We start from the raw sequence: 23,485 nt of genomic DNA, 5'->3' as shown, positions 1-23,485 counted from the left end.
GCGGCGCCTCGGCGCCGGCGCCGCAGGCCTCAGGGGAATCCCGATGGGGCGGCCCGGCGCGCGATGAGAGGGTTGCGCCGAGTTGGGCGCAACGAGGGTGGGGCTATGACGAGATATGGATGGAGACTGGCGGGACTGGCCGCCGCGCTCGTGGCGGCGCCGCTCATCGCGCTGGGCCAGGCGGCCGAATACAAGGGCTCGATCATCGCTAGCGAGGCCGGAAAGATCGTCGTCCGGACGGCCGAGGGCGACAAGACGGTGCGGGTCGGCCCCGGCACCAAGATCGAGCGGCAGCAGGGGCTTGGCCTGCGCCGCGACACCCGCACGCCCGACGACCTGCTGCGCGGCCTGCGCATCGAGTTCAAGGCGACGCCGGCCCCCGAGGGCGGCGATCTGGTGGCCAGCGACATCACCTTCAAGGACGAGGACCTCCGGGTCGCCCGGCAGATCCAGGCCGGTGTGTATGGCACCGAGGAACGGCTCGCCGAGGCCGAGAAGCGCCTGGACAATGTCGGCGAGCTCGCCGCCTACGACCGCGCCAAGGTGTTCTTCGCCAGCGGCAGCGCCACGATCAACGCCCAAGGCAAGGCCGACCTGAAGGCGGTGGCGGAGAAGGCCAAGGCCACGACCGGCGGCTTCCGCCTTGCGGTCGTCGGTCGCGCCGATCCCGTCGGCGACGCGGCGGCCAACGCGCGGCTCAGCGCCAGGCGCGCGAAAGCGGTGCGAGACTACCTGATCCAGTCCTGCGGCATCCGCCCGGGCCAGATTCTGCCAAGCGAGGCGTTAGGCGAATCCTCGGTCGCCGATGATCCCGACCCGCCGAAGAACAATGCCGAAGGCCGTCGCGTCACGGTGACCATCCTGCTCAGCAAGTCGAACCCGGCGGTCGCCGGCCGCTGAGCCGATTTTCGGTGGGCGGCTCCGGTCCTTCGCTTAAGAAAGACGCATGACCGCCCTGCCGTCGTCGTGCGACCTCGCCGCCGCCCATGCCTGCGGGCCGGGTGAGACGACGCGACATCCCAGGCTGGTGCTCGCCGCCACGGTGCTGGCCTCCAGCCTGGCGTTCGTGGACGGCTCGGTGGTCAACGTCGGCCTGCCGGCTATCGGGAAGAGCTTCGCGGCCGACCCGGCGGCGCTGCAGTGGGTGATCAACGCCTACCTGCTGCCGCTCTCGGCGCTGCTGCTGCTGGGCGGGGCGGCGGGGGACCGATATGGCCGCCGCCGCCTGCTCGTCGCGGGCGTGACGCTCTTCGCGCTGGCCTCGCTGGCCTGCGCCTGGGCGCCCAGCCTTGTCCTGCTGCTCGCCGGCCGGGCGGCCCAGGGCGCGGCGGCGGCGATGGTGCTGCCCAACAGCCTGGCGATCCTCGGCGGGGCCTTCACCGACGAGGCCAAGGGGCGGGCGATCGGCACGTGGGCGGCCGCCGGCGCCGTGGCCGGGGCGGTCGGGCCGGTGCTCGGCGGCTGGCTGATCGACACGGTGGACTGGCGGGCGATCTTCCTGCTGAACCTGCCGCTGGCGGCCGGCGCCGTCCTGTTGGCGCTCCGGGCGGTTCCGCCGGACAAGCCCGATGCGGACCAGCCCCTGGACTGGCGGGGCGGCGTGCTGGCGACGCTCAGCCTTGGCCTGATCACCTGGGCACTGACCCTCGGAGCCGGCGAGGCCGGCTGGACCGTCGTGACCCTGGGCGGCGTGGCCGCGGGCGTCGCGCTGTTCGTGGCGTTCCTCGGCGTCGAGCACAGGCGGGGCGAGCGGGCGATGATGCCGCTCGCCATGTTCGCCTCGCGGGACTTCATCGGGCTGACCCTGCTGACGCTCACGCTCTACGGAGCGCTCGGCGGGATGATGGTGCTGGTCCCGTATCTGCTGATCGAGACGGCCGGCTATTCTGGGACGGCGGCCGGCGCCCGCCCTGCTGCCGTTTCCGCTGATCCTGGCGGTGCTGTCGCCGCTCGCCGGCGGCCTCGTCGCCCGCGTGGGCTCCCGGATGCCGCTCGGCCTGGGGCCGCTGGTGGTGGCGGCGGGCTTCCTGCTGGCGCTGCGGATCGGGCCCGCCGCCGACTACTGGACCGAGGTCCTGCCCTGCATCGCGGTGATCGCGCTCGGCATGAGCGCGGCGGTCGCGCCGCTGACCACCGCCGTCCTGACCTCCGTCGAGCCCAGCCACACGGGCTCGGCGTCCGGCTTCAACAGCGCGGTGGCCCGGGCCGGCGGGCTGGTGGCCACGGCCCTGCTGGGCGGGGTTCTGGTCGCCCGGGGCGAGGCGCTGCTCGCGCCGTTCCACCTCGCCATGGCGGTCGGCGCAGGCGCCTGCGTGGCGGCCTCGGCCAGCGCGCTGCTGCTGATCTCGGGCGGGGCGGATCGGGAAGCGGGGCGACGCCCGTGAGCCATGACGTCCGCCCGAAGAGAGGATGGGTCCGGGCCCGGGCGACGGTGATTGCGGCCGTCGCGGCGCCGGCGATCACTGTGGCGCTCCTGTCCTTCGCCAGCATCGTCACGAACCTCGCCTGGACGCTGCAGCAGCTTTCGGACGGGAGCCGCCCGGTGGGCGGCCTTGCGGCGTGGTTCTGGAACAGCCTCGGCCAGCTTCTCTTTGCACCGCTGTTCGCCATCCCGTTTGGCTTCGCCGGCGCGCTCGCGTTCCTCGCCGTGGGTTTCGCGCTCGCCCGCAGCCGAGGCGCCGGCCGCAAGGGCTATGTGGTCGCCGGCGCGCTGGCCGGGGCGGCCCACGCGGCAATTGGCCTGTCCTTCCGGGGACTCGACCTGCTCCCGCTGGAAACCATGCCGCCGCTGGAGGCGGCCCTTGTCGGGCTGGCCTGGATCGGCGGCTTTCAGATCACGGCGGGCGCCCAGCCGGCCTATGCCCTGATGACGCCTCCCGCCGCGACCCTGGCGGGCGCGGTCGCGGGCTGGCTCTTCGCGAGGATGACGCTCCCGCGCCCGACGCGCTGAACGCCGTGGTGCCCCAGGCCGGACTCGAACCAGCACGCCTTTCGACAGCAGATTTTGAGTCTAACACGCCACTACTTACCTATTGATTATGCTCGAGAATTCCGGGCGTGCAAGCGATCTGTGTAAGAAACTGTGTAAGTTATCGTCGATCATACAGTGGCGAGCGGACATCGGCATGAGTGCTGGAGGCAGTCGTTGCGCGGCGCTGCCGACAAGTCTCTTTCGGAAGGTTACGTTGCCCACCTGCGGTAGATATTCAGCGCGGCACGTACGGGGGGCGCTGGTGGGAGGCCTGTGAACGCCTGCTCCGGAGCGCCGTCAATGTCAGGTGGCGCGTAGCGGCCTGGTGACTCATGGCTCCACCTTGAAGGACCTCTCAAACCCGGTTACCGACAGGCGTCGGGAGTCTCATGACGTCACTGCGCCTCAGGACCGTGCGGGTGTTCATGGCCATGCTGTTGCTGGCCCTGTGCGCCGTCGTATCCCTACAGCGGGCGCAGGCGGCGGTGAACGACGTGCAGCATGGCCTCGCGATCGCACACGCCGATCCGGCCATCGAGAAGGCGACGGTCGCAAACGATCCGCACGACCATCATCATGACGCCGACCACGACCACGATGATCCCGCGGCAGAGGCCGACGGCGACGATGACCGCAGCCTCGGCTCGCATCACCATCACGCGGAAGGTCCGCAGGTGGCGAGCCTGCCGACGCCGGTCCTGGAGCATATGGTCGCCAGCCATGCGGAACGGCCGCTCGTCGCCAGCGACCGCGGTGCGCCGCCGACGCTGACATACGGCGTGGAACGGCCGCCCAAATCCCGAAGCGCTGACCGAGCCTAATCCGCGCGGCTGATCCGGCCGCGCGCCCGATCACGCTTCGAGAGAAACCATGCATCATCGTAATTGCGGTCGCGCCCTTGCGCGGCCCGGGCTGGCGTTGATCGCCGCCCTGTTCCTCGCCGTGGGGGCCACGTCGGCCGCCGCGCAATCCCCGACGCCCGCGAGCGGCGTCGCCCTTGACCTCGCCGAGGCCCTCAGCCGAGCCAGTGCAGCGGATCCCGCCCTGGCCGGATGGGACGCACGAACCCTCGCTGGCGAAGCCGCCGTCCGGCAGGCCGGGGTGAAGCCCAATCCGTCGCTCGGCGTGGAGCTGGAGAACTTCGCAGGCTCCGGCGCCTATTCCATGCTCGACCGCACCGAGGCGACCCTCAGCTACCAGCAGACCCTGGAGCGCGGCGGCAAGCGCGAGGCCCGCGTGGGCTTGGCGCGCGCCAACGCTGAGGTCGTCCGCCGCCGCCGCGAGGTGCGCCGTCTCGACATGCTGCGAGACGTCCAAGTTGCTTATGCGGAGGCGCTGGCCGCGGAGGCCGAGCTGCTGGTGGCGGAGGCCCGCCTGGTGGCGGCGCATAGCGCCCAGCGGGACGTGATGCGCCGGGTACGCGCAGCGCGCGATCCGCTGTTCGCCGGCTCCCGCGCCGAGGCGACCACCGCCGAGGCCGAGATCCAGCGCGATCAGGCGAAGTCCGCAGCCGAGAACGCCCGGGCGAATCTAGCGCGGTTCTGGGCGGGCGCGCCGGCCTTCTCGCTGGACCTGGAGACCTTCTTCGCGGTCTCGGCCGCGACGTCCGGGCCCCGCTCTCCGTCGCAGGCCGACCTGGCCCTGCTGGAGGCTGAACGCGACGTGGCCATGGCCAACGTGCGGGTCGAGCAGTCGCGCGCGGTCACCGACCCCACGGTGCGCGGCGGCATTCGTTACTTCGGCGACGGCAACGACGTGGCCCTGGTGGTCGGCGGCAGCATCCCGCTTCGCGTGCACGACGCGAACAAGGCGGGGATCGAGCGGGCTCGCGGAGCGCAACGCCGCGGAGGTCGACATCGCCGCCGAACGGATGGTCAAGGAGCGGGAGATCGCCCGCCTGACCGCCAAGCTGGCGGCTTCGGCCACCGAGTCGGAACGGCTTCGCGCGGAGGTGATCCCGAGCGCTATCCGGGCCGTCGAGCAGGTGCGCGAAGGCTTCAACCGCGGCGGCTTCCAGTACGCCAACGTCGCCGACGCCGAGCGCGCCCTCGCGGACGCCCGGGCCCGCCGCGTGGCGGTGCTCCGCCAATTCCATCTCGACCAGGCGGCGCTCGACCGCCTCACCGGGCGCCACGCGGCGCTCGCCTCGTCCAACCTCAATGCGGAGCGTCGCTGATGCGCGCCAACATCCCCTGGCGGCCCGTCCGCCTGTGCACAGCCCTCGCGCTCGCCCTGGCCGTCAGCGCCTGCGGCGACCGCGCCGAGAAGGCGGCCGAGGGCGAAGAGCCCGCGACCGCCGCAGCCGACTACGAGCGGGGGCCGCACCGCGGCCGCATGCTCCGTGACGGCGACTTCGCGCTGGAGATCACCCTCTATGAAGAGGGCCCCGCGCCGCTCTTCCGGCTCTATCCCTACATGAAGGACAAGCCGCTCGATCCGAAGGACGTGCGGGTGGCCATCGAGCTGCGGCGCCTCGGCCCGAAGATCGACAAGTTCACGTTCACGCCGGAAGCCGACTACCTGGCCAGCCCGGCGATCGTGCACGAGCCGCACTCCTTCGACGTCAGCGTCACGGCGCGGGAGGGCGGGCGGAGCCACGCCTGGAGCTATGCCTCCTATGAGGGCCGCACGACCATCAGCCCCGACGCCGCGCGCGCCGGCGGGGTGACCACAGCCCGCGCCGGCAGCGCCATCCTCGGCGAGTCCCTGCCGCTCAACGGCCGGGTGGAGATCACGCCCGAAGGCAAGAGCGACGTCATCGCGCGCTACCCGGGGCGGGTGATGTCGATGAATGCCGAGCTCGGGCAGCGCGTCCGGCGCGGCCAGGTGCTGGCGCGGGTGGAGTCCAGCGAGAGCCTGCAGACCTACAGCGTGACCGCGCCGATCGCCGGCGTGATCGTCGAGAAGAACGTCACGGTCGGCGGCATCACGGGCGCCGAGGCCATGCTGGTCATCGCCGATCCGACCCGGCTGCACGCGGAGTTCTTCCTCTATCCGCGCGACGCCGAACGGGTGCGGGTCGGCCAGCCGGTGGAGATCACCAGCCTGGCCGGCGACCACCGCCTGGTCAGCCGGATCGAGGCGATCCTGCCCACCGCCGACCTCACCAATCAGACCCTGGTGGCGCACGTGCCGCTGACCGGTCCGGCGGAGACCTGGCGGCCGGGGCTGGGCGTGAAGGGCACGGCGTCGGTGGGCGCCACGCCCGCCGCGCTGGCGGTCCACACCAAGGCCATCCAGCCGTTCCGCGACTTCGAGGTCGTCTACCAGAAGGTGGGTAACACCTATGAGGTGCGGATGCTGGAGATCGGCCGCCGCACGCCCGAATGGACCGAGGTCCTGGGCGGCCTCGATCCGGGCGCCGAGTACGTCGTCGACGGCGCCTTCCTGATCCGCGCGGACATCGACAAGTCCGGCGCGAGCCACGACCACTAGGGAGCGCCGAGACATGCTCGAACGCATCATCGCGCTCTCGATCCGTTTCCGATGGATCGTGCTCGCGCTCGTCCTCCTCCTGGGGGCGATCGGGGTCTGGAGCTTCCAGCGCCTCCCGATCGACGCCACGCCGGACATCACCAACGTCCAGGTGCAGATCAACACCGAGGCGCCGGGATTCTCGCCGCTGGAGTCGGAGCAGCGGATCACCTTCCCGGTGGAGACGGCGATCGTCGGCCTGCCGGGCCTGCAGTACACCCGCTCGGTCTCGCGCTACGGGCTGTCGCAGGTGACCGTCGTCTTCCGGGACGGGACGGACATCTACTTCGCCCGCCAGCTCGTCAACGAGCGGCTGCAGGCGGCCCGCGGCCAGCTTCCGGAAGGCCTCACCCCGACGCTCGGTCCCATCGCGACCGGGCTCGGCGAGATCTTCATGTACACGCTGGAAGCCCGGCCCGACGCCCGCAAGGCCGACGGGACGCCCTACACGCCTGAGGATCTCCGGACCCTGCAGGACTGGGTGATCCGGCCGCAGCTCCGCAACACGCCAGGCGTCACCGAAGTCAACACCATCGGCGGCTTCCAGCGGCAGTACCACGTCACCCCGATCCCGGAGCGGCTCGCCGCCTTCGACATCGGCATGGACGAGGTGATCGACGCCCTGGAGCAGAACAACGCCAACGTCGGGGCCGGCTATGTCGAGCGCTACGGCGAGCAGTACCTCGTCCGCGTGCCCGGTCAGGCCACCACCCGCGAGGACCTGGGCTCGATCCTGATCGCCAACCGCAACGGCGTGCCGATCCGCATCGCCGACGTGGCCGACGTGATCATGGGCGAGGAACTGCGGACCGGCGCCGCCACCGAGAACGGCCAGGAGGTCGTGCTGGGCACGGTGTTCATGCTGGTCGGCGAGAACAGCCGCACCGTGGCCCAGGCCGCGGCCCAGCGGCTGGAGGAGGCGGCCAAGGCCCTGCCGCCGGGCGTCACCGCCGAGGCGATCTACGACCGCACCGACCTCGTCGAGCGGGCGATCGGCACCGTCGAGAAGAACCTCATCGAAGGCGCTCTCCTGGTCGTCGTCGTGCTCTTCCTGTTGCTCGGCAACATCCGGGCGGCGCTGATCACCGCAGCGATCATCCCGATCACCATGCTGATGACCATCACCGGCATGGTGCGGGCGGGCGTCTCGGGCAACCTCATGAGCCTGGGGGCGCTCGACTTCGGCCTGATCGTCGACGGCGCGGTGATCATCGTCGAGAACTGCCTGCGCCGGTTCGGCGAGGCCCAGCACGGCCTGGGACGGCTGCTCACACGTCAGGAACGGTTCGACCTGGCTGCCGAGGCGTCCGGGGAAGTGATCCGGCCGTCGCTGTTCGGGGTGCTAATCATCACCCTCGTCTACGTCCCGATCTTCGCGCTCAGCGGCGTCGAGGGGAAGATGTTCCACCCGATGGCGATCACTGTCGTCATGGCCCTGACCTTTGCGCTCATCCTGTCGCTGACCTTCGTGCCGGCGGCGGTGGCGCTCTTCGTTACTGGCAAGGTGGAGGAGAAGGAGTCCTTCCTGATGCGCGGCGCGCGACGGCTCTACCAGCCGGCGCTGGAGATGGCGCTGCGGCTGCGGGTCGTCTTCGTGGCGGCGGCGGTGGGCCTCGTGCTCGTCGCCGGCTTCGCGGCCAGCCGCATGGGCTCGGAGTTCGTGCCGAACCTCGACGAGGGCGACATCGCGCTCCACGCCCTGCGCATTCCGGGCACCAGCCTGACGCAGGCGATCCAGATGCAGACCGCGCTGGAGCGTCGCATCAAGGCGTTCCCGGAGGTCGAGCGGGTGGTGGCCAAGATCGGCACCGCGGAGGTGGCGACCGATCCCATGCCGCCGTCCGTCGCCGATACCTTCGTCATGCTCAAGGATCGGGAGGATTGGCCTGACCCGAGGAAGCCGCGCGCGCAGCTCGTGGCCGAGATGCAGGCCGCCGTCGCCCAGGTGCCGGGCAACAACTACGAGTTCACGCAGCCGATCCAGATGCGGTTCAACGAACTGATCTCGGGCGTCCGGGCGGACGTGGCGGTGAAGGTGTTCGGCGACGACCTCGACCAGCTCCTGGCGCTCGGCAACGAGATCAAGGGCGCGGTCGAGGGGATCGAGGGGGCGCAGGACGTGGGGGTGGAGCAGGTCACCGGCCTGCCGGTGCTGCAGATCACCCCCCGACCGCGCCGCGTTGGCCCGCCACGGGCTCAGCGTGGCCGACATCCAGTCCGTGGTCTCGGCCTCGGTGGGGGGAGTCGTCGCCGGCCAGGTGTTCGAGGGCGACCGCCGCTTCGACGTGGTGGTCCGGCTGCCGGAAACCGTGCGGGAGAACACTGACCTGATCGGCCGCCTGCAGATCCCGGTGCCGACCGGCGGCGGGCCCCGCGCCTTCGTACCGCTCGAGGAGGTCGCGACGATCGCCGTCGAGAAGGGGCCGAACCAGATAAGCCGCGAGGACGGCAAGCGCCGCGTCGTGGTCACCGCCAATGTGCGTGGCCGCGACCTGGGCTCGTTCATCGCCGAGGCCCAGGCCAAGGTCGGGGCCGAGGTGGAGGTCCCGGCCGGCTACTGGGTCAGCTACGGCGGGACCTTCGAGCAGCTGATCTCGGCGGCCAAGCGGCTGCAGCTGGTCGTGCCGGCGGTGTTGCTGCTGATCTTCGGCCTCCTGTTCGCCCTGTTCCGCTCGTTGAAGGACAGCGCCATCGTCTTCTCCGGCGTTCCTTTGGCGCTGACGGGCGGCGTCGCGGCGCTCCTGATGCGCGGCATGCCGCTCTCGATCTCCGCGGCGGTCGGCTTCATCGCGCTCTCGGGCGTGGCGGTGCTGAACGGCGTGGTGCTGGTGAGCTTCATCCGGAGTCTCACCGAGGCGGGCCGGGCGCCGGCCGAGGCGATCCGGGAAGGGGCTCTCACCCGCCTCCGCCCGGTGCTGATGACGGCGCTTGTGGCCAGCCTGGGCTTCGTGCCCATGGCGCTCAACGTCGGGGCCGGGGCCGAGGTGCAGCGGCCGCTGGCCACCGTGGTGATCGGCGGCATCATCTCCTCGACGCTTCTGACCCTGCTCGTGCTGCCGGCGCTCTACAGCCTGGTGCACGGCCGCGAGCGCAGCGCGGAATGGCCTGGCCCGGCGTGGCTGGACCACCTGCCGTTCCGCAACCCCCGAAAGGCGGTGTGAGACGCCATCCCCTTCACGCCGCCCAGGCGGCCGCCCCTCGCGGGCGGCCGCCGTTCCTTCCGACCGACAGCTAGCCGAGAGTTCGTCGATGCTCAGCGTCCTCGCCGACCGAACCTACCGCCACCTCTTCCTGGCCCAGGTGATCGCCCTCGTTGGGACGGGCCTCGCCACGGTCGCGCTCGGCCTGCTGGCCTATGACATCGCCGGCGCGGACGCCGGCGCCGTGCTGGGCGGCGCGCTGGCCATCAAGATGGTCGCCTACATCGGGGTCGGGCCGGTGGTGAACGCCTTCGTCGACCGGCTGCCGCGGCGGGCCTTCCTGGTGGCCATGGATCTGGTGCGCGCGGCGGTGGCCGTGCTGCTGCCGTTCGTGACCGAGGTCTGGCAAGTCTATCTGCTAATCTTCCTCCTGCAGTCGGCGTCGGCGGCGTTCACCCCGACCTTCCAGGCGACCATTCCCGACATCCTGCCGGACGAGCGGGACTACACACGGGCCCTGTCGCTGTCGCGGCTGGCCTACGACATGGAGAGCCTGGTCAGCCCGATGCTGGCCGCCGCCCTGCTGGGGGTCATCAGCTTCCACGGCCTGTTCGGCGGCACGGTGATCGGCTTCCTGGCCTCGGCCGCGCTCGTGGTCTCCGTGGCCGTTCCGCAGCCGAAGCCCGCGCCGCGGACCGGCGGGATCTATGCCCGCACGACCCGGGGGACCCGCATCTACCTGGCGACGCCGCGGCTTCGCGGCCTGCTGGCCCCTCAACCTGACCGCGGCTGCGGCCGGCGCCATGGTGATCGTCAACACCGTCGTCTACGTCCGCACCGGCCTTGGCCGGGGGAGAACGACGTGGCGATCGCGCTCGCCGCGTTCGGCGGCGGCTCGATGGCGGCGGCCCTGATGCTGCCCCGGGCGCTGGAGCGTCTCGACGACCGTCCGGTGATGCTGACGGCCTCCCTCCTGCTGACCGTCTCGCTGTTGGTCATGGCGGCGCAGACCTTCACGCCGCTTGTCGATCCGTGGTGGGGGTTACTGCTCGGCTGGGCTGTGATGGGCGTCGGCTATTCGGCGACGCTCACCCCCTCAGGCCGGCTCCTGCGCCGCTCGGCCAGCGCGGAGGACCGGAGCGCCGTCTTCGCCGCCCAGTTCGCCCTGTCGCACGCCTGCTGGCTGGCCACCTACCTGATCGCCGGCCAGTTCGGCGCGCGCTTCGGCCTGGGCTGGACGATGCTCACCCTCGCTGGCGTGGCGGCGATGGGAGTTGTCTGCGCCCTTGTCCTCTGGCCGAAATCCGATCCGGAGGTCGTGCCACACAGCCATGACGACTTACCGCCGGACCATCCGCACCTGCAGGGCGGGCCGCACCACAGCCACGCCTTCGTCATCGACGACCTGCACACCGCATGGCCGAGGTGACGGTATGACCGGGCGGAAACACGCACGGCCAAGCTTCGCTGCTAGATGTCCCGCATGAGTGTTCGTGCAACCCTTGCCCTAGGCCTTGCGGTGCTGGCCGGCATGGCGCTTGTGGCGTCGGCGGCGCCCGCCCTGGCGCACAATATCGGCGGGACGGACGCGGCGTTCGTCGCCGCGACCCAGGGGCCTGATCCGCTGCCCTTCGCCTACCTCGGCGCTAAGCACATGGTCACGGGTTACGACCACCTGCTGTTCCTGGTCGGCGTGATCTTCTTCCTGTTCCGGCTCCGGCAGATCGCGCTTTACGTCAGCCTGTTCTCGCTCGGCCATTCACTGACCCTGCTGGCCGGCGTGTTCTTCGACATCCAGGCGGACCCGCACCTCGTGGATGCGGTGATCGGACTCTCGGTGGCCTACAAGGCGTTCGACAACTTCGGCGGCTTCCGCACGATGTTCGGCGTCCAGCCGGACAACAGGGCCGCCGTGCTGGGCTTCGGCCTGATCCACGGCTTCGGCCTGGCCACCAAGCTGCAGGCGCTCGATCTCCAGCCCCAGGGCCTCTTGACCAATCTCGTGTCGTTCAACATCGGCGTCGAGATCGGCCAGGTGGTGGCCCTCACCCTGATCCTGGCCCTGATGACGCTCTGGCGGCGCACCCGCGCCTTCGAGCCGACCGCCCAGGGCGCCAACGTGCTGCTCATGCTGGCGGGCTTCGTCCTCGCCGGGCAGCAGATCGCAGGCTACGTCTTCGGAGGACCCGTCGGATGAGCACGAACGAACAGGCCACGCGACCCATGCCGCGCGGCCGGCTGATCGTCGCCACCCTCGGCGCCCTCGTCGTGGCGATCCTCATCGTCTTTGGCGCGATCCTGCCAGCCGAGTTCAACCGTGACCCGCTCGGCCTCGGCCGTCTGTCGGGTCTCGCCCGGCTCTGGGCGCCGGAGGAGAAGATGGCCGACGTGAACGACGGGGCTGGGCCGGCGGCGCGCGAATACGACATCCCGTTCCGCGAAGACGTGGTCGAGATCCCGCTCGGCGGCTTCATGACCGGCGCCGAGTTCTCCGAGCTCGAGTACAAGGTCCGGATGAAGAAGGGCGCGGTGCTGACCTACAGCTGGACGGCGACGGGCGCCGATCGGCCTGACGACCTCTTCTTCGACCAGCACGGTCACACCACGCCGGCCCAGGGCGAAGCCATGACCGTCTCCCAGTTCCGCAAGGGGGCGGGGGTGAAGCAAGAGGGCTCGGTGGTCGCGCCCTTCGACGGCATTCAAGGCTGGCTGTTCCAGAACAGCGCCGAGAAGACGGTGGTCGTCCGCCTGAAGCTCGCAGGCTTCTACGAGCTCGTGCCCGGCGGTCAGCCCGGCAACGAGGCGAGCGTGGTCGCCAACGTCCCGGCGGCCCAGGCCCGGCCGAACGCGACGTCCGCCCTGAAGCTAACGCCCTAGCCGGCGAAACCCCGATCGCGGCTTGCGGGGCGGCCGCGGCAGGCCTAGCGTTCCGTCTCCGGGCCACGGCAGACGCCCGGCACCCAGACGGTCTCCGTCCAAGCGCTGCCCTGACCTCGATCTTCGGGGCAGGGTCGTTTGCGCCCGCTTCCGAAGGTCGGAACGACGGAGGATTGTCATGTCCAACACGTCGACCCGCGTCGCCATCGTCACCCGCGACGCCGTGGCCGATCCCGGCTGGGGGCGCTTCGCCGCCGTCGCCCAGGCCTGCGCGCCGAGGGCCTCGAGCCCGTCGGATGTCGCTACGACGAGGATCGCCTCGTTGATTTCCGCTCGGAACTCGCGACCTGCCAGGCCGCCCTCGTGTGGGTGAACCCCGTGCAGGACGGCCGCCGCCGTCACGCGCTCGACGCCCTCCTGCGGGAGGCGGCCGCGCAGGGTATGCAGGTCGGCGCCCATCCCGACGTGATCGACCGCCTTGGGGTGAAGTCGGTGCTGGTGACCACCCGCGCGCTCGGCTGGAGCGGCGACGCCTGGGCATGCCCGAGCGAAGCGGCCCTGCGCAAAGACTTGCCGCGGCGCCTCGCTAGCGAACCACGCGTGCTCAAGCCCAACCGCGGCAATGGCGGCGGCGGGGTGTGGCGCATCGAGCGGATCGGCGGCGGCGAGGTCGAGGTGATGGCGGCGGCGTGCGGCGCGCCGCCACAGGCCATGGACCTCGACGCCTTCCTTGCGGCCCGCTGCGCCGAGATCGCCGACGCCGACGGCTTCGTCGACCGTGGCAGGCGCGGCTCGGCGAAGGGATGATCCGCTGCTACCTCTCGGCCGACCGGCTGGTGGGCTTCGGTTGGCAACGCGTCACCGCCTTGCTGACGCCGGACCCGGCACCGCCGCGGACCTACTCCGGTCCGGACGACGCGCGCTTTCAACGGCTCCGCGCGAAGATGGAGGCCGACTGGGTTCCCCAGCTGGGGCAGGTCCTCGGCCTGTCTCGGGATACGCTGCCGGCGATCTGGGACGCCGACTTCCTGCTGGGCCCGCCCGATGCGGACGGTGCGGACAGCTACGTGCTGTGCGAGATCAACGCCAGTTCGGTGTCGCCCATGCCCGACGCGGCGCCCCGCGAGATCGCCCGAACCCTGGCCGGACGCCTGGCGACCGCGCCGCTGTCCCTGCTCCAACAATGAGGAAGACCGAGATGACCGGACCATCCACCGACCGCCGCGCGCTGCTGGCCGCCGGGGCCCTGATCGCCACCGCGGGTCTCGCGGCCCCCGCCGCCGCGGCGCCTCGCCAAGCCGCAGCCGAAGCCGCTGCCCTTCGATCCGACATCGGTCCCGGGGCTGTCGGAAAAACTGCTCGTCTCCCACCACGACAACAACTACGTGGGCGCGGTGAACCGGCTGGGCGCGATCGCTGCGGAGATCGCCGGCCTCGATCCCGCGACCACGCCGGGTTACCGGCTCAACGGCCTGAAGCGCGAGGAGCTGATCGCGTGGAACTCGATGATCCTCCACGAGCTGTACTTCGCCGGGTTCGGCCCCGCCGCGCGGCCCGACGCCGCGCTTTCCCAGGCGATCGAGCGCGACTTCGGCAGCCATGACCCGTGGGCCGCCGAATTCTCCTCAATGGGTAAGGCGCTGGGCGGCGGCTCCGGCTGGGTGCTGCTGACCTGGAGCCGCCGCGATGGGCGGCTGGTCAACACCTGGGCGGCCGACCACACCATGACCCTTGCCGACGGGGCGCCGCTGCTCGCGCTCGACATGTACGAGCACGCCTACCACCTCGACTACGGCGCCAAGGCCGGCGCCTACGTCGACGCCTTCATGAAGGCCGTATCCTGGAGGGCGGCCAATACGGCGTTCAGGATGATGGCGCCGGGCTAAGGCGACTGGAGGTCGGCTCGCGGGCATAAAAACGCTCCACGGCGAGCGAGGGGTGAGGCCTCGCGATGCGTATTCCTGTCGCGGACGCAGTGTTCCACGCGCCGAACGCGGCGGTGTGTGCGTCCACGTTCACATGCGCTTTGGTGTATGCGGCGCGTGCTGTCGTCGAGACCTTAAGTGTTGGCATGAACTGATTGCATTGCGACACGCGGGAATCATGGAAAATCGCCCGAGGGTAGCAGTCGCGCGTTGATACAACACTAGATATGGCTCCGCTTCAGGTGGGAGCGCTCCGGCGTCGCAAGTGTTGGATTCTTTGGCACGGGGTGCAGCCTTCCACGGCAACCCAGCGCCACTGAAGCGTCAAACGACGACGATAAAAATAGTTCAAAAATCTCCTGCCCCACAGACAATCGTGGAAAGAACGTGCGTGAATGCGCTCATCCGTCGATGGGGCGAGCGAGAAGGGCGATGACACGGGAGAAAACTGCCGCCTACTGCAGCCTTTTATGTATATACATGACTTGACGGCGCCTGGCGTTCGGCGACCTCATTCCGTCCACGGCGACGCCTTGCGGGGGCCGACGCCGCATGACGAAGGGGGCAGGTATGAAGCGGTTCACCAAGCAATTGCTGCTGGCCAGCGCCTGCGCCGCCGTGGCGGCGGGCCCGGCGCTCGCCCAGAGCGGCGACGTCGATGAAGTGATCGTCACTGGCAGCCGGATCAAGCGGGCGGACATCGAGGGGGTTGGCCCCGCCACGGTGGTGCAGGAGAAGCAGATCGAGGCGACGGGGATCGTCAACGTCGAGAACCTGCTGCAGCGTCTGCCGGCGGCCGCCGGCTTTGGGGGTAACCAGACGAACGCCTACTGGAGCTCGCGCGGCTGGGGCACCGCGACGATCAACCTGCGGGGCCTGGGTATCAACCGGACGCTGGTGCTGCTGAACGGCCGGCGCCTCGTGAATGGCGGGACCGGCGCCAACAGCGCGCCCGACCTCAACACCATTCCGGTCGCCATCATCAGCCGGATCGAAGTCCTCAAGGACGGCGCGTCGGCGATCTATGGAAGTGACGCGGTGGCCGGCGTGGTCAACGTCATCACGCGCGACGATTACGACGGATTCCAGATCAGCGCCCGCTACGCGATCTCCGACGAATGGGACGGAGATGACCGGGTCATCGACACGTCCTACGGCTGGCAGGGCGAGCGGGCCAGCCTGGCGCTGGCCGCTACCTGGCAGAAGACCGACGCGGTCAACATGGCGACGCGGGCCCCATGCCCCCTGAGCGGCGCGAGCGGCCAGCTGGTCTGCTCGGGCAGCGGCGCTACAGCCGGCGGGCGCGCCTCGCTACCGAACGGACAGGTGGTCAACTTCACCGGCGGCAACAGCTACGCGCCCTACAGCGCGGCGCTGCACGGCTACAACGCCAATCCGTTCCTCAATGCCGTCAACCCCATCGAGCGGATCACCACGGGCGCGTTCGGCAAGTTCGACCTGACGGACAATGTCGAGCTGTTCGCCGAGGCGCTCTATACGTGGCGGGAAACCCATCAGCTCTCCTCGCCTGGAACACTGACCAACCTGGCGATCGCCACCTCGAACCCGACCAACCCGACCGGCCAGAACATCAACGTCATCCAGCGCCGGCTGGTGGAGGGGGGGCCTCGCGTCGCCTTCCAGGAGACCGACACCTATCAGCTGACCGGCGGCGCGCGCGGCAAGCTGTTCGCCGACTGGACCTGGGAAGTGGCCGCCAACTGGGGCCGCAACGAAGGCATCGACGGCTTTACGAACATCGCCAACCGGCAACGGGTGGCCCAGACCATCAACACCGCAGTGTGCAGCTTCGCCGCCGGCGCGGCGATCCCCTGCGCAGACTACCTGGGGGCCGGCGACGTCAGCCCCGCGGTGGTCAACTACATCCTGACCACCACCGTCGACCATGGCGGCAACGAGACCCTGAACATCACGGGCGACGCCACGGGTTCGATCTACGAACTTCCGGCCGGCGCTGTGCAGGCGGCGGTGGGCGTGATGTACCGCGAGGACAAGGGCTGGCGCGATCCCGATCCGCTGATCGTCGCCGGCATCGCCAACTCAAACCAGCAAAGCCCGATCGACGGCGCGGTCAAGGCCAAGGAGGCCTACGCCGAGATCACCGTCCCGGTGGTTCGCGACCTGCCAATGGCCGAGATGGTGCGGGTGGACGGGGCGATCCGCTATTCCAACTACGAGCGGTTCGGCAGCGACACGAACTACAAGCTGGGCCTCGACTGGACGATCGGCTGGGGCCTGCGCGCCCGGGCGACCTGGGGCACGGCTTTCCGGGTGCCGAACGTGGCGGAACTGTTCAGCGGCGTGACCCAGGGCCAACTGACCACCACCGACCCCTGCAGCCGCTATGCCACCAGCACCAACGCCACCCTGCGCGCCAACTGCCAGGCATCGGGCGTGCCGGCCAACTACATCCAGCCGAACAACGCCATCCTGACGACCACCGGCGGCAACGAGAACTTGCAGCCGGAGTCGGCTGAGACCTTCACGCTCGGCGGAGTCTGGCAGCCGACCTTCGCCCCGGGCCTGTCGCTGACCCTCGACTACTGGAAGATCGACATCGAGGATGCGATCCGCTCCATCACCGGCTCGACCAAGCTCTCGGTTTGCTACAACACGCCGAACCTGGCGCACCCGTTCTGCAGCCCGGACAACTTCACCCGCAACACCCTGACCGGCGAGGTGAGCTTCCTCTCGTCGCAGCAGGTGAACGTCGGCGCCGAGACCATGCGCGGCATCGACGCCGCGGCCCAGTACAGCTGGGACATCCGCGGGGTCACGGCCGGTATCGATGTCGGCGTCACCTACCTCAAGGAATACACCATCATCCCGTATCCCGGCGGCGCGCCGATCATCTATCGCGGCTTCGTGGGCGGCGGGAACGGCGGCTATCCGAAGTGGCGCGGCCTGGGCAACTTCTCACTCGACCATCCGAAGTGGAGCGCCAACTGGTCGATCCAGTGGATCGGCAAGGCGCGCGATTTCAACGCCGCCCCCCACCGCCATCGGCGGAAAGGCCCACGACGTCTTCTACAACAACGCCCAGTTCCAATACCGGGTGACCGATCAGGCGCGCGTCGCCGTAGGCGTCGACAACATCTTCGAGCCCGATGTCCCGTACGTGGCGAGCTACACGGACGGGAACACCGACACCATGACCTACGACCTGCTTGGCCGGCGCGGCTATGTCCGCCTGACCTACGAGTTCTAACCGGCCCCGCGGGGCGCGCTGCGGCGCCGGCCTGCGGTCCCCATGCTTCCCAATACGACCGTCCGCCTGTCAGGACGGCGTCCAGACCGAAAGGGTGATCACGTGAGGCTAGCTGCTTTTCTGACTGCGCTTCTCCTGCCCGCGGCCGCCATGGCTCAGCCCGCCGGCCAGCCGCACTCGCACGGCGGCGGCGCGCCGCACGTCCACGGCGCCGCCGAGGTGGGCAACACGCCGCTTCCGGGCGCGAAGCCGAAGACGGTGGTCCCGGCGACGCCGATCTCGCCGTCGTGGGTTCAGCTGGCGACCAACGTCGAGATCATCCCGAACCTCGAGGCGGTGGTGAAGTCGCCGCCTGGCGTGATGACCCACGAGGGCCTGTTCGGGCCGCTGCTCTTCGCGGAAGAGACGCGGGCCTTCTTCATCGAGCTGCAGCCGGGCATGTTCCTCGAGGAGCATCCCCACGACATCGGCAGCATCATCTACACCGTGCGTGGCAAGTGGGTGCTGGCCAGCGAAGGCAAGCGTCACGTGATGGAAGCCGGCTCCCTGTTCCGCTTCGGCGACAAGATGCCGACCGGCTGGGAAGCGCCGTTCAACGAGCCGGCCCTGCTCCTGGTGGTGAAGCCCAAGGGCCCGACGACCAGCTACGACATCTTCAACCGCGGCATCAACGCGATGCGCACGTCCGTCGACAAGGATCGCAAGGGCGGCATGGCCTTCTATTACAACGAGCTGAAACCCGACCATTCAGCCATCAAGTTCGCGCGCAGCGTCAATCCGAACTTCGATGCCGTGCTGAAGATCAAGTACCCGTAACGGAGCCCCCAGGTGCAACGCTCCCGCGTCCTGCTGGCGGCTCTCGCGGCCGCCCTCGTGCAGTCGGCGAATGCGGTTCCCGCTGACGCCCATCCGAGCCACTCGAAGGCCAAGCCGGTCGCCTGGACGCCGGTGGCGTCCGTCGACCTCGCGGCCTTCAACCGCGACCTCGTGGCCGGGCGGCCGACGATGGACGTGGTGATCTACATGCCGTCGAACTTCGATCCGGCCTTCAACAAGCTCACGCTCGACCAGCTGCTGCAGGGCGTACGTGCGGCCAAGGAGATCTACGGGCGCGTCGGCGTGCAGATCAATCTCGTGGCGGTGAAGACCGGGGCCGTCGATCCGCGCTTCCTGGCCATCCAGGCGAACGAGATCCCGCGCGTTCCGGACACCGAGTACATCAACATGTACGAGGGCAACACGCGCCATCCGAGCGAGCCGACCGAGATGGCGCTGGGCGCCTTCCAGAGCATGATCGAGCCCCGGAAGGACAGCGACCGGACGATATACCTCGTCGGTCTGCAGGACGTCGTCATGCCCTTCCTCGATCGTTCCGATGCGCGGAACTGGACGGTGAAAATGGTCCGCACCGGCGGGCTCTCGTTCCCGTCCTATTCCTACTGGAACACGATCCCGCGCGAATACCGTGGGGTCATCACGATCGACAACCTATCGACCCCCAGCCGGGCCCGGCGCACCATCGCCCACGAGATTGGCCACAAGGTCATGAACGTGAGCCACGAGTACAAGGAGACCAGTCCGGCCCACGAGGTCTTCGCTGATGGCGGGCTGATGCTCTACGGCTCCGGCGAGGACATCCCCTCTGGCAAGGTAGGCCGGTGGCACCGGGAGCGGCTGTTGATGTCGCCCTACCTCTACCGTCTGAAAGCCGACGGCACGAAGCAGTGGAACCCGGACTACAAGGACGGCGGCCACTATTACGACCCGCTCTACGGCGAAAAGGTGATCCGCTTCCCGGGTACGCCCAGTATGGATCCCAACTGGTGAGTACGCTCCGCTCCAGAGTCATCGACCGCGCGGCCCCCGCCGGCCCGATGGCGCGGGAGCGGGCCTTCCGGGACGCCATCGTTCGGACGCCCGTGGCGTCGGCAAATCTGTGCAGGGCGGCCTCGGCCAGGACGTTGCGGCGCGGACAAGGACCAAGGAGCAGGAGCGGCCTGCGCGTGAAAGTCGAAAACCCCGAAAGGTCCCTGATGCGGCGGATCCGTGCGGAGATCTCCGATCGGATCCTGTCCGGAGCCTGGCCGCCCGGTCACCGCATTCCTTTCGAGCACGAGCTCACCGAGCAGTACGGTTGCTCGCGGATGACGGTCAGCCGCGCGCTGGGCCCGCTCGCGGATTCCGGCCTGATAGAGCGTCGGCGGCGTGCCGGGACGTTCGTCGCGCGCCCGCGCACCCATTCGGCGGTTATCGACATCCCGGACATCGCCGCCGAAGTCGCCTCCCGCGGCGAAGCCTATGGCTACGAGCTTCTTTCCCGCGCCATCCGCCCGGCCACGCGGGCTGAACTCACCCTCCTCGACCTCGACCGTACCGTCGAGATCCTGTCTCTGCGCTGCCTGCACCGCGCGGCCGGTCGGCCCTACGGACTCGAGGAGCGACTGATCAACCTCGAGGCCGTTCCGGAGGCCGAGCGCGTGGACTTCGGCGTACTTCCGCCGAACAGCTGGCTCCTGGCGCATGTGCCTTGGACGGAAGCCGAACACCGCATCAGCGCGGCGAACGCTTCCCGCGCCACCGGCGCGATCCTCGCGATCGACACCGTCACGGCCTGCCTGATTGTCGAGCGCCGGACCTGGCGCGGCGCCGACAAGATCACCCATGTCCGTCTGACCTATCCGGGTGACGCCTACGACCTCGTCGCCCGCTTTGCCCACCGGCCCAGCACGCCGGCGGTTTGACCCCTGATCCTTCTGGAGTTTCCGATGCGCAAGCTTCTCGCCCCCCATCGTCGCCGTTACCGCCCTTCTGGGCGTGGCGCTTCCGGCCACCGCCCATGACGAAATGCCGGTCGCCGGTCAGGTCACCGCGGTCACGGCCAAGACCATCCAGGTCAAGATGAAGGACGGCAAGGTCGTCACCCTTGAGGTGGACGGCAACACCCGCGTCGCCAAGAGCGGCCAACGCCTCGGCATCAAGGACGTCAAGGTCGGCCAGACGGTGAACGCCATTGGCTTCGGCGACAACATGAGCTCGCTGATCGCCATCGACGTGAACATCACCGCCCCCTCCAAGGGCGGCTGAACCCGCTCACACCCGAACCCCGGATCCATCTGTGAAACCACCCCGTCTCACTGCGGGCCCCGTCGCGCTGGGCGTCTGTCTGCTGCTGGCAATGGCCATCGCCGGCCCTGCAGGGGCGCACGGCCTGGGCGGCAAGGACGCGGCCTTCGTGGCCGCCACCACCGGCCCCGACATCATCCCGTTCCTGTACTTGGGCGCGAAGCACATGGTCACGGGCTACGACCACCTGCTCTTCATCCTGGGGGGTGATCTTCTTCCTCTACCGGATGAGGGACGTCGGCCTCTATGTGACGCTCTTCTCGGTCGGCCATTCGCTGACCCTGCTGGCCGGTGTTCTGGGTCGTATCGAGGTGAACCCCCTACTTGGTCGACGCCATCATCGGCCTGTCCGTGGCCTACAAGGCGTTCGACAACCTGGGCGGCTTCCGCACCCTGTTCGGCGTCCAGCCGGACCAGCGAGCCGCGGTCTTCGGCTTCGGCCTGATCCATGGCTTCGGCCTGGCGACCAAGCTGCAGGCGCTGGAGCTGCCCAAGCAGGGCCTGCTCACCAACATGCTGTCGTTCAACGTGGGCGTGGAGATCGGCCAGCTGATCGCGCTCACCTTCATGCTCGCCCTGATCCTGGTCTGGCGGACGCTGCCCGGCTACCGCGGCATGTCCACCGCCGCCAACGTCGTGATCATGCTGGCGGGCTTCCTGCTGATCGGCTTCCAACTCGGAGGCCTCGCCTATGGAGCACCGGCCTGATGTCGGACCTCAAGACCCCCCGCCGCCGGCGCGCCCGATCCCGCCACGCCCTCCAGGCGCACCCTGCTGCTGTCCGTCGGCGGCGCGGCCCTGGTGGCGGCCGTGATCACCTTCGCGGCCATCCTGCCGGCCGAATACAACCAGGACCCGCTGGGCCTTGGGCGCGCCACCGGCCTGTCGCGGCTATGGGCCCAAGGAGGAAGTGGTCGCCACGGACGCGGCCAGCGGCCCCGTCGCGCAAAAGCAGGCCACGGCCTTCCGGACCGACACCTTCGAGATTCCGCTCGCCGCCGATGGCGACGAGGCCCGCCGCAACGCCCTGGAATTCAAGGTCCGCCTCCCGAAGGGTGCGGCCGTGCTCTACAGCTGGCAGGCCGAAGGGCTGGGAACGCCCGAAGACCTGATGTTCGACTTCCACGGCCACACCGAGGCGGCCCAGGCCAAGGGCGGCCCAGTGAGCGTCGCCGACTACGAGCGCGGCAGCGGCGCCGCCGCCAATGGCTCGTTGGTGGCTCCCGTCGACGGCATCCACGGCTGGTATTTCCGCAACCGCTCGGGCCAGCCGATCAAGGTGCGCCTGAAGCTGTCGGGCTTCTACGAACTCGTCGCGGCCGGCGAGGAGGGCAACCTCGCGGGCATCCAGCCCACCGCCGCCGCCCCGCCGCGCTAGACGCCCCCCGCAGCGAGGAACCCCGATGATGCGCCAGACCCTGACCCTCTTCGCCCTCAGCCTCGGCGCAGTCTTCGCGCTCCCGCTTTCGGCCAGCGCGCACGAGATGTTCCTGAAGCCGGCGCAGTTCGAGCTGGCGCCGGGCGCCAAGACCACCATCGCGCTCTTCAACGGGACGATCGACAAGAGCGAGAATCCGATCAGCCGCGATCGCATGACGTCCGTCATGGTGGTCGGGGCCGGGGGGTCTTCGGCCCCGGACCCGGCGCAGTGGCGGGACGACAAGGCGACCTCCTACCTTGACCTCACAGTGGGTGGCCCGGGCAGTTACGTCGTCGGCGTCTCGACGGCGCCGCGGATCATCGAGCTCTCTGCCGACAATTTCGAGGAATACCTGCTGCACGACGGCATCGAGGATACGCTGAAGGCGCGCCAGGCCGCCAACGTCCCGCGCACCCCGGTGAAGGAGCGCTACTCCAAGCATGTGAAGACCATAGTCCAGGTGGGCGGCGCTCAGACGGACGACTACGCCCGGCCGCTCGGCTTCCCGGCCGAGATTCTGCTCGGGAAGAACCCGGCCGCCGTGAAGGTCGGCGACACCCCTCGACTTCCAGGCGCTGATCAAGGGCCAGCCCATGGCGGGCCAGCTGGTCTACGCCAGCTTCGAAGGCTTCAAGGGCTCGGGGCCCGAAGGTCAGACGCAACGGGCTGTCCGCCTGCGCACCGACGAAACCGGCAAGGCCGCCTTCCAGGTCACCCAGCCCGGGCGCTGGTTCATCACCCTGATCAACATGCAGCCCGCGACAGGTGATGCGACCTACGAATCCAATTGGGCGACGCTGACGTTTGGGATCGACTGACGGCTGGCGAGGGGCAGGCGCTCAGACCGCCAAACGTGCCGTGACGCTTCTCGACCGCCTTGGGAGCGGAAGCGGTTGAAGGCAAAACCGAAGGCTACGGGCGCGTACGACTTATGCGCATGCTGATAATCAAACGGCAGGCTGGCGATCTGGGCGAGACAGCGCAGAGCCTCAACCCTCGTTGAGGAGGCCGAGCTGACGAGCCCGCACGACCGCTTGGATGCGCGTGCGAACGCCCAGGGTTTCGTAGGCCTGCTCCAGGTGCTTCTCCACCGTGCGCTGGGAAATGCCGAGGATCTGGCCCGTGTCGCGAGCGCTCTTGCCCGCCTCCGCCCAGCTTAGGCATTCGATCTGGCGGCGACTGAGAACAACCAAGTCACGCTTGGAAGCGAGAGAGGAGTCTTCAAGCTTAAGCATACGCATTTGGTGGCCGCGTACTCTGCAAACTCAGCGACAACGCTACCGCAAGAAGCATCGACCGACAAACACAACCTGTAGGCGCCAAAAA

Annotated in this window: 20 protein-coding genes and 5 pseudogenes; 24 read left to right on the top strand and 1 reads right to left on the bottom strand. The window is 69.3% G+C overall.

Annotated features, from left to right (window positions below):
• Positions 1-105 precede the first annotated feature (105 nt).
• The 24 genes and pseudogenes from LRS04_RS02210 (at position 106) to LRS04_RS27500 (ending at position 22,977) form a co-directional block, all read left to right on the top strand.
• Positions 106-900: an OmpA family protein gene (locus tag LRS04_RS02210; RefSeq protein ID WP_257814954.1), complete on the top strand. Its 795-nt coding sequence runs from the start codon at positions 106-108 to the stop codon at positions 898-900.
• A gap of 46 nt (positions 901-946) precedes the next feature.
• Positions 947-1,888 (top strand): annotated as a pseudogene (locus LRS04_RS27525) (MFS transporter); the annotation flags it as partial.
• A 49-nt stretch (positions 1,889-1,937) separates the two neighbouring features.
• On the top strand, positions 1,938-2,384 hold the full coding sequence (locus LRS04_RS27520) for an MFS transporter (protein WP_374577085.1): 447 nt from the start codon (positions 1,938-1,940) through the stop codon (positions 2,382-2,384).
• 1,006 nt (positions 2,385-3,390) lie between these two features.
• Positions 3,391-3,792 carry a hypothetical protein gene (locus tag LRS04_RS02200; RefSeq protein WP_257814952.1) on the top strand — a complete coding sequence of 134 codons (402 nt, stop codon included), beginning with the start codon at positions 3,391-3,393 and terminating at the stop codon, positions 3,790-3,792.
• A 49-nt stretch (positions 3,793-3,841) separates the two neighbouring features.
• A pseudogene (locus LRS04_RS27515) lies at positions 3,842-4,453 on the top strand (TolC family protein); the annotation flags it as partial.
• A 388-nt stretch (positions 4,454-4,841) separates the two neighbouring features.
• Positions 4,842-5,147 (top strand): TolC family protein, encoded by a 306-nt coding sequence (locus tag LRS04_RS27510; protein WP_374577083.1) that lies wholly within the window; start codon positions 4,842-4,844, stop codon positions 5,145-5,147.
• Positions 5,147-6,406 carry an efflux RND transporter periplasmic adaptor subunit gene (locus LRS04_RS27505; RefSeq protein ID WP_374577081.1) on the top strand — a complete coding sequence of 420 codons (1,260 nt, stop codon included), beginning with the start codon at positions 5,147-5,149 and terminating at the stop codon, positions 6,404-6,406. Before LRS04_RS27510 ends, LRS04_RS27505 begins: the two co-directional genes overlap by 1 nt.
• Positions 6,407-6,419: 13 nt before the next feature.
• Positions 6,420-9,606: pseudogene (locus LRS04_RS02190) on the top strand (efflux RND transporter permease subunit).
• 88 nt (positions 9,607-9,694) lie between these two features.
• Positions 9,695-11,014 (top strand): annotated as a pseudogene (locus LRS04_RS02185) (MFS transporter).
• Between the two features lie 54 nt (positions 11,015-11,068).
• Positions 11,069-11,782 (top strand): HupE/UreJ family protein, encoded by a 714-nt coding sequence (locus LRS04_RS02180; RefSeq protein ID WP_257814950.1) that lies wholly within the window; start codon positions 11,069-11,071, stop codon positions 11,780-11,782.
• Positions 11,779-12,462 (top strand): hypothetical protein, encoded by a 684-nt coding sequence (locus LRS04_RS02175; protein ID WP_257814949.1) that lies wholly within the window; start codon positions 11,779-11,781, stop codon positions 12,460-12,462. The genes LRS04_RS02180 and LRS04_RS02175 overlap by 4 nt, the downstream gene beginning before the upstream one ends.
• 178 nt (positions 12,463-12,640) lie before the next feature.
• Entirely contained in the window at positions 12,641-12,835 is a 195-nt protein-coding gene (locus LRS04_RS02170; protein WP_257814948.1) for a hypothetical protein, read from the top strand.
• A gap of 5 nt (positions 12,836-12,840) precedes the next feature.
• Positions 12,841-13,269 carry a hypothetical protein gene (locus LRS04_RS02165; RefSeq protein ID WP_257814947.1) on the top strand — a complete coding sequence of 143 codons (429 nt, stop codon included), beginning with the start codon at positions 12,841-12,843 and terminating at the stop codon, positions 13,267-13,269.
• Positions 13,266-13,649, top strand: a complete 384-nt coding sequence (locus LRS04_RS02160) for a hypothetical protein (protein WP_257814946.1) — start codon at positions 13,266-13,268, stop codon at positions 13,647-13,649. The genes LRS04_RS02165 and LRS04_RS02160 overlap by 4 nt, the downstream gene beginning before the upstream one ends.
• Before the next feature lie 198 nt (positions 13,650-13,847).
• On the top strand, positions 13,848-14,348 hold the full coding sequence (locus tag LRS04_RS02155) for a superoxide dismutase (protein WP_257814945.1): 501 nt from the start codon (positions 13,848-13,850) through the stop codon (positions 14,346-14,348).
• 609 nt (positions 14,349-14,957) lie between these two features.
• On the top strand, positions 14,958-17,714 hold the full coding sequence (locus LRS04_RS02150; protein ID WP_257814944.1) for a TonB-dependent siderophore receptor: 2,757 nt from the start codon (positions 14,958-14,960) through the stop codon (positions 17,712-17,714).
• Positions 17,715-17,766: 52 nt separating this feature from the next.
• Positions 17,767-18,432: a cupin domain-containing protein gene (locus tag LRS04_RS02145; protein ID WP_257814943.1), complete on the top strand. Its 666-nt coding sequence runs from the start codon at positions 17,767-17,769 to the stop codon at positions 18,430-18,432.
• 12 nt (positions 18,433-18,444) lie between these two features.
• A complete protein-coding gene (locus LRS04_RS02140; RefSeq protein ID WP_257814942.1) occupies positions 18,445-19,443 on the top strand; it encodes an ImmA/IrrE family metallo-endopeptidase in 999 nt (332 codons plus the stop codon).
• Positions 19,444-19,649: 206 nt separating this feature from the next.
• Positions 19,650-20,357, top strand: coding sequence for a histidine utilization repressor (hutC, locus tag LRS04_RS02135; protein WP_257818912.1), 708 nt, complete (start codon positions 19,650-19,652; stop codon positions 20,355-20,357).
• A gap of 103 nt (positions 20,358-20,460) precedes the next feature.
• The gene (locus tag LRS04_RS02130) at positions 20,461-20,700 is read left to right on the top strand and encodes a hypothetical protein (protein ID WP_257814941.1); all 240 of its coding nucleotides are present in this window, start codon (positions 20,461-20,463) and stop codon (positions 20,698-20,700) included.
• Positions 20,701-21,063: 363 nt separating this feature from the next.
• The gene (locus LRS04_RS02125) at positions 21,064-21,447 is read left to right on the top strand and encodes a HupE/UreJ family protein (protein WP_257814940.1); all 384 of its coding nucleotides are present in this window, start codon (positions 21,064-21,066) and stop codon (positions 21,445-21,447) included.
• Positions 21,448-21,649: 202 nt separating this feature from the next.
• Complete coding sequence (locus LRS04_RS02120; protein ID WP_257814939.1) at positions 21,650-22,117, top strand: hypothetical protein; 468 nt, start codon at positions 21,650-21,652, stop codon at positions 22,115-22,117.
• 25 nt (positions 22,118-22,142) lie between these two features.
• Positions 22,143-22,706 (top strand): annotated as a pseudogene (locus LRS04_RS02115) (DUF4198 domain-containing protein); the annotation flags it as partial.
• A 46-nt stretch (positions 22,707-22,752) separates the two neighbouring features.
• A complete protein-coding gene (locus LRS04_RS27500; protein WP_374572699.1) occupies positions 22,753-22,977 on the top strand; it encodes a hypothetical protein in 225 nt (74 codons plus the stop codon).
• Positions 22,978-23,148: 171 nt separating this feature from the next.
• On the opposite strand, the gene LRS04_RS02110 is transcribed toward LRS04_RS27500, so the two are convergent.
• Positions 23,149-23,400, bottom strand: coding sequence for a response regulator transcription factor (locus LRS04_RS02110; RefSeq protein WP_257814937.1), 252 nt, complete (start codon positions 23,398-23,400; stop codon positions 23,149-23,151).
• Between the last annotated feature and the right edge of the window lie 85 nt (positions 23,401-23,485).

The sequence above is a fragment of the Phenylobacterium sp. J367 genome (assembly GCF_024699985.1).
In the GTDB taxonomy this organism is placed as follows: Bacteria; Pseudomonadota; Alphaproteobacteria; order Caulobacterales; family Caulobacteraceae; genus Phenylobacterium.
Note: the sequence above shows the minus strand (reverse complement) of the source record. Positions and strands in the feature narration are given on the sequence as shown.